This is a genomic window from Secundilactobacillus yichangensis, assembly GCF_016861565.1.
In the GTDB taxonomy this organism is placed as follows: domain Bacteria; phylum Bacillota; class Bacilli; order Lactobacillales; family Lactobacillaceae; genus Secundilactobacillus; species Secundilactobacillus yichangensis.
This window is the reverse complement of the sequence record NZ_BOLK01000001.1, coordinates 127,659-141,070: the sequence shown is the minus strand read 5'-3', so window position 1 is coordinate 141,070 and position 13,412 is coordinate 127,659. Positions and strand designations below refer to the sequence as shown.

Sequence of the window (13,412 nt, the reverse complement as noted above, 5' to 3'; positions counted from 1 at the left end):
CACGGAACGTGCCTTAGTAAATAGCCGTAACCTCTGTGCACCATTCCATGAATGCTGTGTAAGTCAGCGGTGTTCCTAGAAGCTCGTTACTTTAGTGACGAGTAGTTCACGACATAGCTCTACTTTTTTGTTTAAATTTTAGAAAAAGCGAACCTGAAAACCAGCGTTAAATGATTTTTTAGGCCCAGCGTTATGGATACTCATCTTATGGGCAAAATCACCGTCGCTGTCAACGCTGTCAGCAATCCCCCACCATGGTTCTAGGCAAACAAACGGCGCTTTCTTTGGGTATGGCGACCAGATACCGACGTACGGCGCATTTTGCAAAGTCAGCGCTACACCGTGATCGTTCAACTGAGTACTTAGCATCAAAGTCGTTTCAACGTGATCCAAATCCAGAATCAATGCATCCTGATCAAACAGATCATGATCAAGCACCATTGGGGTACTCAAATTCAACGTTTTCTCGTGCTTAACGTCGTTGTAAGGCCCTACCAACGGAATCTGCTGATAAGCTTTTTTAGGAGCAACAGTGATGAAATAATCACTAAAGTCACCGTTACCTGGCTCTAGCGGAACGTTAAAGGCTGGATGCCCACCGATTGAAAATGGTAACGTGACGTCGTTGCTAGGGTTAGTTACCGTGTAGTGAACCGATAAAGTGTGCCCTTCAAGGGTGAAAGTGACTTGTAACGTAAAATCAAAGGGAAACTTCTCCTTGGTTTCCTCCGTGGCTTCTAATTGGAAAATAGCGTGGTCATCTTCGTGTTCGATCACCATGAAATCCATGTCCCGGGCAAACCCGTGCTGCGTCATATGATAGGTCTGACCGTTAACCGTATACTGGTCATCCTTTAAACGGCCAACGATTGGAAACAAAACTGGTGCGTGACGGCCCCAAAACTTAGGATCTGCCTGCCACATGTATTCAATCTGGTCATCAGCACTTTTGACACTGGTCAATTCGGCACCATGTTCATTTAACTTAACTTGTAAATCATCATTTTTAAGTTCAATCACTGTAAAAACCCCATTTCTGATCAGTCTTCAAGATTAGTATAGACCATTAGTTAACCGCTTTCAACTGCTGGATTCAGTTTACTTAATTCGGTTATGAATGCAAATGCATCACCTTGCGAACTGTCATAAACGTGGCTACAATAAAACTAACTTGAAAGAGATTCTTTCACAAGAGGCGATAATCATGACAACTGCTGTTTCTAATTTACCAACCACCATGCGTGCTTGGGCGGTTACCCAGCCCGACCCCATCGATGGTGAAAAAAGTCCGTTAGAGTTTACAACCAAACCGGTACCGACACCAAAACGCGGTGAAGTTTTAGTCCGGGTATTGACCTGTGGTGTCTGCCACACTGATTTACACGTGTCTGAGGGCGATTTGCCAGTGCATCAAGAACACGTTACCCCCGGTCACGAAATCGTCGGTGAGGTGGTCGCAATTGGACCTGACGCCCACCGTTTTGAACTTGGTGACCGCATTGGTGTGCCGTGGCTGCGCTGGACCTGCGGGGTTTGTCAATACTGCCGTTCCGGCCGCGAGAACCTTTGCCCTAATTCAAAGTATACCGGCTGGGATCACGATGGCGGTTACGCGGAATACACCACGGTTCCTGAGGGCTTCGCTTACCGGATTCCTGAACGCTTTGCTTCAGAAACGGCTTCCCCACTATTGTGTGCCGGTATTATTGGCTACCGGGCATTTCGTCGGGCCAACATTCCAGCTGGTGGCCGGCTTGGACTCTATGGTTTTGGCGGTTCAGCTCATATCACCGCACAGCTAGCCATTGATCAAGGCATCGAAGTTCACGTGCTGACGCGGGGCAAGGACGCTCAAAAGTTTGCTTTGTCACTGGGTGCCAAATCAGCCGCTGGTGCCTATGATCTGCCACCCGTTAAACTGGATTCCTCGATCATCTTTGCGCCAGTTGGTGACATTGTCCCAAAGGCACTGGAAGGTTTAGCACCCGGTGGTACGCTAGCATTAGCCGGTATTCACCTGACTGACATCCCGTCCTTAAATTACCAGGATCACATCTTCCACGAGAAGAATTTAACCAGTGTTGAGTCCAACACCCGCCACGATGGCGAACAGTTCCTGAAACTGGCAGACCGGCTGGACATTCATCCTGAAACCACGCCGTACGCCTTTGATAAAGCGGATGAAGCTTTGCGCTACGTTAAAAAAGGCGATATTCGCGGGGCTTGCGTTTTGAAGATCGGTGAAGATTAAGCTCAATAGTTAAAATTAATCAAAAACGTCTAATTACCCAAAATGGTAATTAGACGTTTTTAGTTTGCCGTCATTAAAGAATATAACGTGACAGATCCTTGTTTTTAACAATGTTGCCGATTTTATCATTGACGTAGCTTTCGGTAATGGTAATATCACCCATCTGCATATCCGGCCCCTCGTAAAGCAAGTCTTCCAGCAGTTTTTCAAGCACGGTATGCAGTCGACGAGCACCAATATTTTGGTTCTCGTGGTTCAGCTGATAAGCCAGCTCCGCGATGCGGTTAATCGCTTCAATGGTGAAGGTCACCTTGATGTTATCCGTGCCGATCAACGCAATGTATTGCTTAACTAAAGCGTTATTGGGTTCAGTCAGGATCTTAACGAAGTCTTCCTGGCTTAATTCATCCAGCTCAACCCGGATTGGGAACCGGCCTTGCAACTCAGCAATCAAATCGCTTGGTTTGCTTTCAGCAAAGGCACCGGCGGCAATAAACAGGATGTGATCGGTGTTAATGGCACCGTACTTCGTCTGTACTTGGGTGCCTTCAACGATTGGTAAAATGTCACGCTGAACACCCTCACGGGAAACTTCACCACTGTTTTTATCAGACTTTGAAGTGATCTTATCGATTTCATCGATGAAGATAATACCAGTATCTTGTGCCCGTTGAATGGCATCGTGGTTAATATCAGCATTATTAACCAGCTCTTCGGATTCTTCCTTAATCAAGATCTCACGAGCTTCTGAAACGGGCACCGTCCGCTTGATACGCTTTTTAGGCATCATTTGGCCTAACGTCGAACTTAAATCAATACCCATTTGGTTCATCATCGGGTTATTGCCAGCCATAGCTTGTTGCGGATCATCCATTTCAATTTCAACTTCGGAGTTTTCCAGCAAACCGTGAGCCAATTGGTCGGAAACTGACATACGCTGGTTCTTAATTTCGTCAGTGACTTCTTCCTTAGGTTCTTCAGCGGTTGGCATATCACCCTTTTGCATTTGAGAAAACATGTTCATCAGGTTAGAAAAGTCAGCCTGTTGGTTTTGCTTCGGTTTTTTGCCAGGTACCAATAATTTGACTAACCGATTATTAGCACGTTTCGTGGCTTCAGCACGGACGTTTTCGAACTGGTTATCCTTTTCCATTTTGACGGAAACGTCAACCAGGTTACGAACCATGGATTCCACGTCACCGCCAACGTAACCGACTTCGGTAAACTTGGTAGCTTCAACCTTAACGAATGGTGCTTTCACAATTTTAGCTAAACGACGTGCCAATTCAGTTTTACCAACCCCAGTGGGGCCAATCATGAGCATGTTTTTAGGCGTAATTTCATCTTGCATGTCCTTTGACAGCTGCATACGGCGGTAACGGTTCCGTAAAGCAATCGCAATCGACTTTTTAGCAGCGTCTTGGCCAATAATGTACTGGTCAAGAAGAGAAACGATTTCGCGTGGTGTTTTTGTAATTGGATCCAATCAAATCCCTGCTTTCTGTTGGGTTATAATTCTTCGGAAATGATGTTGTGGTTTGTAAAAATGTCGATGTCACCGGCAATACCAATGGCCGTTTCGGCAATTTCTTTAGCACTCATGTCTTTAGCATGGTGGTGCAGCGCAGTTGCGGCGGCTTGGGCGAAATTACCACCGGAACCGATGGCTAAAATGTCATCATCTGGGGCAATCACTTCACCGGAACCAGAAACCAGCAGCATATCCTTATCATTCATGACAATCAGCAGTGCTTCCAGTTTTTGTAAATTTTGGTCTGAACGCCAATCCTGAGCGAGTTCAACGGCAGCCCGTTCAAGGTTACCGGAAAATTCGTTCAGCCGAGCTTCAAATTTTTCTTCGAGTTTAAAGGCGTCAGCCACACTACCGGCAAAGCCAACGACTACCTTATCGTTGTAGATTCGGCGGACCTTATGTGCGGTACCCTTCATAATCACTTTTTCACCCATTGTAACTTGACCGTCTCCGGCCATGGCATTGTGCCCATTATGACGCACGGCAACGATGGTAGTTGCCTCAAATTTTACTGGCATTGTGTTAACCCCTGCTTTCTTTAATCATGTGTAGCACGCGGAAAATAACGACGATAATCACGCTGAAGCTGCGACTTGGTCACGTGGGTGTAAATTTGAGTCGTGGATAAGCTGCTGTGACCCAAAAGTTCCTGAACGGTTCGCAAGTCAGCACCGTGATTCAGTAAGTGAGTGGCAAACGTGTGCCGCAGCATATGCGGATGAATATCACCCGTTAAAGTACTGCGGTCGATCATTTGATTCAAAACGTATTCCACCCCGGTTGCGGTGATTGGATCACCATAATGGTTGATGAAGACCACATCATGTTCCTTGTGGTACTGCGCCATCAATGGTGCTCGAGTCACCTTCAGGTAAGTCTGGAGCGCATTCTTAGCGTAATTGCCAAAGGGAACGTAGCGCTCCTTATTACCCTTCCCATGAATCAGCATTAGCTGACCGTCAAAATCGACGGCGTTTAACGTCAACCCACAGAGCTCGCTGACCCGGATACCGGTGGCGTAAAGGACTTCGAGAATGGCGGAATCTCGCTTTGCTAACAGCGGATCCGGATTCTCACTAGCGGCCTTAAACAGCGCCGTCATTTCCTTTTCGTAGAAAAATCGGGGTAATGGATGTGGCCGTTTCTTTAACGTCACGTAGGCAAACGGATTAACCTTCACTTGATCGTCGCGGATCAAAAAATCGTAAAACGACCGTAAACTGGAGATCTTACGTGCAATTGTGGTACGTGCCTTGTGCTCGTCGTAAAGCTGACTAAGGTATACCTGAACGTCTAACTTTGACACCGACAGCAGATCCGTGTTACCACCGGTCTGGTCCAAAAACGCTTGAAACGCTGCCAGGTCTTCACGGTAGGCTTTAACAGTCTCAGGTGAATACTGCCGTTCACTTTCCAGGTAGGTGATAAACAATTCAACTGGTGTTGCCATGTTAACCGCCTCCATGATGGTAATTTAACAAAAAACCAACCCCGATGCAATACATTTGGTCAAGGTTGGTCAAACTTAATATTCTCGTAATTATTTTTGAACGGGTTCTTCGTAATCGCCATTCGGGCAAATCACTTGTACGCCGCCTTTGATCTTCTTTTCAACTAAGAAGTGACCATCCTTAGGACAATCACGGCCAACCGGCTTATCCCAGGTGACAAAATCACAGTCAGGATAACGGGAACAACCGTAGAACAGACGATTCTTCTTGGACTTTCGTTCAATCACTTGGCCTTCATGACACTTCGGACAAACCACACCGATTTCTTTAACAATTGGCTTGGTATTCCGACAATCTGGGAACCGGGAGCAGGCGTAGAACTTGCCGTAACGGCCCATTTTAATCACCATTGGCGCACCGCAGATATCGCAGTCAAACCCAGCGGGTTCGTCTTTGATTTGAATCTTTTCGATCGTATCTTGAGCGTGACTGACTTCCTTAGAAAATGGCTTGTAGAAGGTATCAACGACCTTTACCCAGTCTTGATTACCTTCTTCAATCCCATCAAGCTGCTTTTCCAAATCGGCCGTAAAATTGATATCGACAACGTCTGGGAAATAATCCTGAATAATGGTATTGACGATCTCGCCTAGTTCGGTCGGTTCAAACCGACGGCCCACCAATTTAACGTAGTAACGCCGTTGAATGGTATCTAGTGTTGGTGCATAGGTTGATGGCCGGCCAACACCGTTTTCTTCCAACGCTTTGATCAAGTTGGCTTCAGAATAGCGAGCCGGTGGCTGAGTAAAGTGTTGTGCCGGATCAGTTTTAGATAAGGTTAATTGGTCGCCTTCGTTAAGGTCAGGCAGCAAATTATCCTTTTCCTTACCGTCCTTGTAGATCTTTAAGAAACCGTCAAACTTCAGCTTGGAGCCGTTAGCCCGGAACGTCACGCCATTTTGTTCAATTGTGACTGCCATGGTGTCCATGACGGCATTGGTCATTTGACTGGCCATGAACCGGTTCCAGATCAAGGAGTAGAGCTTGTATTGATCATTAGTCAAATACTGCTTCAAGTCAGCTGGTGTCCGGTAAACGGATGATGGCCGAATGGCTTCATGGGCATCCTGAGCGCCTTCTGGCAGCTTTCCCTTGATTGGCTTCGTAGCGGCATACTCTGCCCCATACTTTTCGTGGATGAAGGAAGAAGCTTCGTGCTTAGCAATAACCGAGATTCGAGTGGAATCGGTCCGCATATAGGTAATCAGCCCTTGAGAGCCTTCCTTACCAATATTGATGCCTTCATACAGCTGCTGAGCAGCCATCATGGTCTTACGCGTTCTAAAGTTCAGCTTCTTGTTAGCTTCCTGTTGCATTGCCGAAGTCGTAAATGGCGGCTGCGGTGTCCGTTTACGTTCCTTACGGGTGACCTTAGTGATGTTAAATGGCTTATCGCGGTCTAACTTCGCTAACACCTTTTGAACTTCATCGTTATCCGGCAAATCGTGCTTCTTACCGTCGATGCCCCAGAAACTAGCAGCAAATTTAGAGCGTTTCAGCTTAAATTCAGAATCAATCGTCCAGTATTCTTCGGGAACGAAGGCTTTGATTTCATTTTCGCGATCAATGATCAGCTTCAACGCAATCGATTGCACCCGACCGGCAGACAGACCCTTTTTAACTTTTTTCCATAACAGCGGTGAAATGGAATAACCCACTAAACGGTCGAGAATCCGCCGTGCTTGCTGGGCATCCACCAGGTCCATATCAATGGTCCGCGGTGTTTTAAACGCATCCTTAACGGCGTCTTTAGTGATTTCGTTAAAGACCACCCGGTTCTTTTCCTTTGGGTCTAAGTTCAGTAGATGTGATAAATGCCAAGCAATGGATTCGCCTTCACGGTCCGGGTCAGCTGCTAGGTAGACTTGTTTGGCCTTTTTAGCTTCGGAACGTAATTCCTTGATAACGTCGCCCTTACCACGAATCGAGATGTAATGCGGATCATAGTCATGGTCAACATCCACACCCATTTTACTTTTTGGTAAATCACGGACATGGCCTAAACTAGCCATTACTTTATAAGTACGGCCAAGATATTTTTCAATGGTTTTCGCTTTAGCAGGTGATTCAACAATCACAAGTTTTTTACGTGGTTTTCTTCTTTTAGTTTTTGCAGTTTTAGTTTTTGTGGCTTTTGCTTTAGTTGCTTTTGCTTTTTCAGTTGTTGCTGCCATCTAATTACCCCTTCTAATGAGTTTTAAATATTTAATGATACGAGATTACTAAATCTTTCACATCATATTTCATAAAAATTAGATTGTCAACTGAAAACCAATTCAAAAACTACTATATTATATGCCAAATGGATGTCGTTTTCGCTGAGTACACACAGGTGAATGCTGGTTATTTAGTCGTTAAATTCGGGTATTCATCCAAAATATCCGTTGCGGTCAAAACCGCTTTAGCACCAGCTTGAATCAGCCGGTTACACCCGTCGGAATACGGGTCATCGATTCGGCCGGGAATGGCCATCACGTCCCGATTATTTTGCAGTGCCAAACTGGCCGTAATCAGACTACCAGATTTTTCTTGTGCCTGTACCACCAAGGTAGCCTGACTTAATCCCGCAATCAGCCGATTACGCTCCACAAACCGGTACCGTTTACCGACCGCGTCCAGTGGATACTCTGATATCACCAGTTCGTGCTGTGACATGTACTGCTGTAACTTTTGACTGCTAGCAGGATAACTCAAATTAAGGCCGGTTGCAATCACCCCAATGGTATGCCCGTGATGACGAAGCGCCAGTCGGTGACTAAGACTGTCCACTCCAGCTGCCAATCCCGAAACAACTACTAATTGATGGTCAACAATTTCCGGTAGGATACCCGCCAAAACCGTTTCGGCATAGGCGTGGGACTTTCGGCTGCCAACCACGCTCAGCAGCCGTGGTGCGTTTAGTAAGTCTAAATTGCCCTGGTAAAACAAAACTACCGGTGGCAGCCAGCTTTCTTTAAGCAGCAGCGGGTATTGTGTATCAAAAAAAGTCAGGTAGCGCGACTCCTGTTCATGTCGTGCCAATGCCTGACTTACTTTATCACTCATAAACCCCTGTTCAAATTTTTGTCGGTGCTGGGGTAAGACACCCGCAATTTCACTGATTTGAGCCGGCAGTAAATTTCTTAACTGCCCCGGATGAGCAGCCAGCCATTGCGTTACCAAATACTCGCCCTTCAGTCCAATACCAGGAGTTAAATGCAACCGGAGTAAAAATTGATTCAAATTCACGTTAATCACCTCATGGTTAGTTTCAGCAAACTACGGTGATTTAGTTGAAATAGTTTGAAACCGGCGCAAAAGTCCGTCGGTGAATTTTAGAAGGCCCTAAATCGGCTAGTCCCTGCAAATGCGCCTTGGTGCCATAGCCGGCATTATGTGAAAATTCGTAGCCCGGATAAAGCACATCGTAACTTTGCATGAGGTGGTCCCGGAAAACTTTAGCGACAATGCTGGCCGCGCCGATGGACACGCTTTTGGCATCTCCATGAATCAGCTTCAATTGCGGAATTTCACTATCGATCTGCATGGCATCGATCAGCAGCTGATCAGGCTGCACCCGTAACTGATTAACCGCCTCCAGCATGGCTACCCGGGTAGCTTGATAGATATTTAATTGATCAATTTGCTGTGCAGAAGCCATGCCGATCCCCACTGCAATCGCCTGATTCAAGATCTGCGGGTATAAAAATTCTCTTTGATGATCTGAAAGCTGCTTGGAATCATTGACTTCTATGACGTCAAAATTATCTGGCAGGATGACAGCACAGCTGACTACTGGACCTGCCAGCGGGCCGCGGCCCACTTCATCAATCCCCGCAATGAATTGGTGCCCCTGCTGTTTAAATTGGCGTTCATAAAAAAAGCGCTGCTCAAAAGCGCGCTTTTCGGTTAATAACTTAGCTAATCGATGCTGTGTGGTGGCCATCAATTTCTGGACTCCCGCACGCGGATCATCGGCATATTGCGCAAACAGCGAATCATTTGCATCAGTCACCTGATCAAATAATTGTTTCAGTTCACGAATGGAAGGTGATTTAGTCATCAGCCTCACCGTCCGTTTGATTGAGCGTATAACGCCCTAATTTACCTTTACGAATATCTAAAATCAAGCGGTCAGAAGCCCGTTCATAGTCGTCCTTCATCCCAAACTGTTTGGTTAACTTTAAAAGTAAATCAACGTCTGATAAGTCAAAATCATCGCTGGTCAGTTTATAGCGTTCCTGCAGTGCCTTAGGATAATATTTCCGGAAGAACTTGAGTGCGTAAAGTGCCACATCATCGCTAGCAAAACGCTGGTCTTTAATGGCTCCAGTCAGCGCTAATGCCTGACCAGTTACCTCGTCATCAAATTTTGGCCACAAAATTCCCGGGGTATCCAGCAGCTGCAGTTTTGAAGATGACCGCAGCCACTGCTGACCCTTAGTAACACCAGGACGGTCGCCTACCTGAGCGGCTCGTTTGTTCACCAGCCGGTTTAAAAGGGTCGACTTCCCGACGTTGGGAATCCCGACAGTAATTGCCCGGATTGGCCGTTCCTTCAGCCCCTTTTGCTGCTCATTATTTAATTTATCCGCTAAAATAGACTGTGAAATCCGCGTCACTGTTTTGGTCGTAATGTTAGCCTTAGAATCCACGGCAATGGCTGGTAACCCTTGCGTCTTAAATTGCTTGATCCAATTAGTGGTCTGTTCCGGATCCGCCAGATCACTCTTAGTCAAAATAACCAAATGCGGTTTTTCTTTAATGATTCGTTCAATTTCCGGGTTTCGTGACGATTGCGGAATTCGGGCATCCACCAGCTCAAACACGATATCTACCACATGTAAATTTTCTTCCAACTGGCGGATGGCCTTCGCCATGTGGCCAGGAAACCATTGAATAGTTGCCATTGATTATCACTCCCCTTTGAACTTGAATCGATACTTAATGAACAGCCTTGGCTGCTTAGACTGCTTGGAATGTGTCACTTGTTCTTCATATTCGCTTAAGTAATTGGCAGCCTCGCGGTCACCGCTTTGTGCACGCTCAACTAGCTCTCGCATCGCGGCGGCGCGAACCATAGACATCGCCCAGCCACGACCAAATAAGCGTTTATAAAGATTTTTGTTGGATTCAAACTGCATTGTTATAATGCGCCTTTCATTTAGTGATTAAATTTAATTATCTATCCCGCTACTAGCTTTCCTAGTCCTGTTCCAAGTACATTTGCCAGGCCTGATCAAATACCGTCATCGATGGCAAATAACTGGCGTTTTCCTCTAAATACTTGGATAAAGCATCGAAATGCGTTTCCTGTTTAGGAAAAGACTGATCATAAAAAGCATTATTGGCAAACTCAGCCACTGGTTCATAATCTTCAGGATTACGCTGGGTCATCAAAAATTGGTAGAAGCTCTGTCTCATTAATGATCACTCCTCTATGATTTCGGCTTTGGCACCAGCACCTTGAACTCAAAATGACCAGCACCGTTCATATCGATTTTTTCTGCGCGATACTGGACGCCGTTCGTTCTAAACTGCTGTAAATTCATCGTAATGGTTTTCTGATGGACATCCAATTCAATCCACTTAGGTAAATTATACTGTGCTTTAATATAACTTAAAACGGCACTGACGGGAACGTTTAATTGTCCCACAGCCAATTTCTTGGCTTTTAACTGAACGTTGCCATTAGCCAAAACCGTTGGTGTCAGCGATAAGCCAAAGTGAACGGGCAACCCCAATAACTGAGTCTGGCCCGTCAGTACGGCATCATCGTGAACTTCAAACTGGTAGTCGACTTTTTGATTGCTTTCATTTTGAAACTGATTCAAGTAATAAGCAGCCATCGCGTTTAGCTGCTTTTTGTTCAGATTAACGTTGAAGTTAGCAGCTGACGCAGGCGCACTGGTTTGTACAGCGTTATCTTTCGGTGCTGAAAATAGTTTGATTCCCACGGTGCCAATACCCAGCAATAAAATAGCAATCAAAGCTATAAAGGCCCATTTCCAAGGGTTGACCTGCTTCTTTTTGGCTACTGTGTGTGCTTGACGACTTTCTGTGTTCAAAACATCACCTCAAAATCTCTCATTATCTCTTATGCCAATTAACATTATTTTGAATCTCGTTACCTAACTTAGTCGCCATCACATTATAACCCTTTTTGTTGGGATGAAAATGATCTTCCGTTGACAAGTAGGCGTTCTTTTCGCTTTTATTCTGTGTCTGCAGCAGTTTTTCAACCTTGCTTGGATCCACAAAATCCTCGTCATTTTGCTGGTTTTCAGTCCGTAATTTAGCTTGCGCGCTGGCCGTTTGGTACTGGCCGTGAGAAAGTGTCGAATTGACGTTCACAAAGTGGGTCTGCGACTGACTTTCTGCCACTTGCCGGTTAATTTGATTCCACTGATTGACGGCAGAACTGATCATCGTGGCATTGGTAAAGTAAACGTACACTGGATTATAGATGCCAAACAAGTAAATCTGAGCATGCGGATTCACTTCACGAACATCGGCGATCAACTGAGTCAATTTTTGCTGATACTTAGTTTTTAGCGGTGCCATTTTTTGTGCCATTTGGGCGTTGCTATTGACCATAATATTCTTCTCTAAAGACTGCAGTAAATCGTTACCGCCAGCGGTCAGCGCAATGACGTCAGCCCGTCGCAGCGAACGGCGGAGCTTTTTATTGGTTTGCACCCGCCGGTCGATCTGGTCACTGCGTTCGCCACCGATCCCGAAATTAGCGGTCCTAGGTTTCACGTAGTAATCCCGTTTCAATTGCTGCTTCAAGATTGGCAGATACCCTTGGTGATCATTGTCATAACCAATTCCCTGTGTCAAAGAATCACCCACGCCAACGACTCTGACCGTCTTCAATATGATTGGTTTCCGCTGTTGAGTAGTGTCTTCAGGATCAGATTGATGCTGCAGCCAAAGCCACCCGCCACCGATCACGATAATCACTATCAGCAACCAAGAGAACCATTTTAAAAATCGACGCATGTCAAAACCCCTTTACAAATGTGTATCTGCCACGTACAGTCAAGTAAACTAATAAATGAGATGGTCATCTGGGCCATCTCATTTATTCTAATACGGTTACACACCGTTATCGTGCTAAGTTTTATTTAAGTTTCTGTTACTAAATGCTAATCATCAAAATAATAAACTAGCGCAAAGGCGCCTGGTCCACCATGAGTAGCAATGATTGGGACTGTTTCACGCACTAAAATATCAAGGTTCGGAAACATCGGCTGGATCCGTTTAACGAGCTTATCCACCATCTCTTCGGCATGGACGTGTGAAATACCGATAGCTTTCATATTCGGCGTATTCTTCATTTGCTCCAATACTTTATCGTAAAACTTGTCGATAGCTTTCATGCCACGACCCTTGGTCCGGATGTTCAACTGACCTTGGCCCACTTGCAGCACGATTTTAATGTTCAGCATTGACGAAATTGCACCCGTCATACGGTTAATTCGACCGCCTTTAACCAGGTTCTGCAACGTCATGACACCCATGTATAATCGCGTATTGGCTGAAACTTTCTTAGTGGCAGCAACGATTTCGTCCACCGACGCACCCTTTTCAGCAAGCTTAGCAGCTTCGATACATTGAAAGGCCAGTGCCCGATCAGTGGTACCGCTATCCACTACGGTAACGTCTGATTTAGTGATCGTAGCCGCTTGTTCTGCCGTATGTACCGTACCGCTAATGGCTTCCAGCATGTTTAAGCACACGATAGGGCTACCATCGGCGCCCAGTTCATCAAAGACCTTGATAAAGTCACCCAGCGGTGGCTGACTGGTCTTTGGAAAGGCCTTGGAATGCTCCATTTTATCGATAAATTCTTCATTGGTGATGGTATGACGCTCAACGTAAACCACATCATCGATCATGACCGTTAACGGTACGATGGTAATGTGGTATTTTTCAACCTCTTCATCTGTTAATCCAGCTGAAGAATCAGTTACTATTTTGACAGTTGCCATGATTGATTATAACCACGCTTTCTTCCCCATTGTTGGTATTTTCATGCTACAATTAATTTCAGCGCATGAAAACGATTCGATAATAGTATAGCAGATGAGCCATCACGTAACAAGGCGCTAAAGCGCTTGCTAACGGCTTA

General features: G+C 45.6%; 14 protein-coding genes. 1 reads left to right on the top strand and 13 read right to left on the bottom strand.

The features are described from left to right. Positions 1 to 138 precede the first annotated feature (138 nt). Complete coding sequence (locus JUE95_RS00635) at positions 139 to 1,020, bottom strand: aldose 1-epimerase family protein (protein ID WP_203648429.1); 882 nt, start codon at positions 1,018 to 1,020, stop codon at positions 139 to 141. Positions 1,021 to 1,204: 184 nt separating this feature from the next. On the opposite strand from JUE95_RS00635, the gene JUE95_RS00630 reads away from it, so the two are divergent. After that, positions 1,205 to 2,251, top strand: a complete 1,047-nt coding sequence (locus tag JUE95_RS00630) for a zinc-dependent alcohol dehydrogenase family protein (RefSeq protein ID WP_203648427.1) — start codon at positions 1,205 to 1,207, stop codon at positions 2,249 to 2,251. Between the two features lie 73 nt (positions 2,252 to 2,324). Here JUE95_RS00630 and hslU read toward each other — a convergent pair whose 3' ends face one another. From hslU to fakB, 12 genes are all read right to left on the bottom strand, one after another. Continuing rightward, positions 2,325 to 3,737, bottom strand: coding sequence for an ATP-dependent protease ATPase subunit HslU (gene hslU, locus JUE95_RS00625; RefSeq protein ID WP_203648425.1), 1,413 nt, complete (start codon positions 3,735 to 3,737; stop codon positions 2,325 to 2,327). A gap of 23 nt (positions 3,738 to 3,760) precedes the next feature. Next, positions 3,761 to 4,303, bottom strand: a complete 543-nt coding sequence (gene hslV / locus JUE95_RS00620; RefSeq protein WP_054655198.1) for an ATP-dependent protease subunit HslV — start codon at positions 4,301 to 4,303, stop codon at positions 3,761 to 3,763. 20 nt (positions 4,304 to 4,323) lie between these two features. Then, entirely contained in the window at positions 4,324 to 5,235 is a 912-nt protein-coding gene (gene xerC, locus JUE95_RS00615; protein WP_203648423.1) for a tyrosine recombinase XerC, read from the bottom strand. Between the two features lie 90 nt (positions 5,236 to 5,325). Continuing rightward, entirely contained in the window at positions 5,326 to 7,470 is a 2,145-nt protein-coding gene (gene topA / locus JUE95_RS00610) for a type I DNA topoisomerase (protein WP_203648421.1), read from the bottom strand. 169 nt (positions 7,471 to 7,639) lie between these two features. Next, positions 7,640 to 8,524, bottom strand: a complete 885-nt coding sequence (dprA, locus tag JUE95_RS00605; RefSeq protein ID WP_203648420.1) for a DNA-processing protein DprA — start codon at positions 8,522 to 8,524, stop codon at positions 7,640 to 7,642. A 40-nt stretch (positions 8,525 to 8,564) separates the two neighbouring features. Next, complete coding sequence (gene rnhB, locus JUE95_RS00600) at positions 8,565 to 9,338, bottom strand: ribonuclease HII (RefSeq protein WP_203648419.1); 774 nt, start codon at positions 9,336 to 9,338, stop codon at positions 8,565 to 8,567. After that, positions 9,331 to 10,185, bottom strand: coding sequence for a ribosome biogenesis GTPase YlqF (gene ylqF, locus JUE95_RS00595; RefSeq protein ID WP_203648418.1), 855 nt, complete (start codon positions 10,183 to 10,185; stop codon positions 9,331 to 9,333). The genes rnhB and ylqF overlap by 8 nt, the downstream gene beginning before the upstream one ends. A gap of 6 nt (positions 10,186 to 10,191) precedes the next feature. Beyond that, positions 10,192 to 10,362, bottom strand: coding sequence for a hypothetical protein (locus JUE95_RS00590; protein ID WP_203648417.1), 171 nt, complete (start codon positions 10,360 to 10,362; stop codon positions 10,192 to 10,194). A 118-nt stretch (positions 10,363 to 10,480) separates the two neighbouring features. Continuing rightward, positions 10,481 to 10,699, bottom strand: coding sequence for a YozE family protein (locus tag JUE95_RS00585; RefSeq protein ID WP_203648416.1), 219 nt, complete (start codon positions 10,697 to 10,699; stop codon positions 10,481 to 10,483). Positions 10,700 to 10,713: 14 nt separating this feature from the next. Next, positions 10,714 to 11,343, bottom strand: coding sequence for a YpmS family protein (locus JUE95_RS00580; RefSeq protein WP_203648415.1), 630 nt, complete (start codon positions 11,341 to 11,343; stop codon positions 10,714 to 10,716). 22 nt (positions 11,344 to 11,365) lie between these two features. Continuing rightward, positions 11,366 to 12,280 (bottom strand): GDSL-type esterase/lipase family protein, encoded by a 915-nt coding sequence (locus tag JUE95_RS00575; protein ID WP_203648413.1) that lies wholly within the window; start codon positions 12,278 to 12,280, stop codon positions 11,366 to 11,368. Positions 12,281 to 12,426: 146 nt separating this feature from the next. Continuing rightward, a complete protein-coding gene (gene fakB, locus JUE95_RS00570; protein WP_203648411.1) occupies positions 12,427 to 13,272 on the bottom strand; it encodes a DegV family protein in 846 nt (281 codons plus the stop codon). Positions 13,273 to 13,412: the final 140 nt, after the last annotated feature.

Bases quoted from the DNA above. Each gene is read 5' to 3' on its own strand.
- JUE95_RS00630 (WP_203648427.1), top strand. From the start codon at position 1,205: ATGACAACTGCTGTTTCTAATTTACCAACCACCATGCGTGCTTGGGCG.
- hslV (WP_054655198.1), bottom strand. From the start codon at position 4,303: ATGCCAGTAAAATTTGAGGCAACTACCATCGTTGCCGTGCGTCATAAT.
- xerC (WP_203648423.1), bottom strand. From the start codon at position 5,235: ATGGCAACACCAGTTGAATTGTTTATCACCTACCTGGAAAGTGAACGG.
- topA (WP_203648421.1), bottom strand. From the start codon at position 7,470: ATGGCAGCAACAACTGAAAAAGCAAAAGCAACTAAAGCAAAAGCCACA.
- rnhB (WP_203648419.1), bottom strand. From the start codon at position 9,338: ATGACTAAATCACCTTCCATTCGTGAACTGAAACAATTATTTGATCAG.
- ylqF (WP_203648418.1), bottom strand. From the start codon at position 10,185: ATGGCAACTATTCAATGGTTTCCTGGCCACATGGCGAAGGCCATCCGC.
- JUE95_RS00590 (WP_203648417.1), bottom strand. From the start codon at position 10,362: ATGTCTATGGTTCGCGCCGCCGCGATGCGAGAGCTAGTTGAGCGTGCA.
- JUE95_RS00585 (WP_203648416.1), bottom strand. From the start codon at position 10,699: ATGAGACAGAGCTTCTACCAATTTTTGATGACCCAGCGTAATCCTGAA.
- JUE95_RS00575 (WP_203648413.1), bottom strand. From the start codon at position 12,280: ATGCGTCGATTTTTAAAATGGTTCTCTTGGTTGCTGATAGTGATTATC.
- fakB (WP_203648411.1), bottom strand. From the start codon at position 13,272: ATGGCAACTGTCAAAATAGTAACTGATTCTTCAGCTGGATTAACAGAT.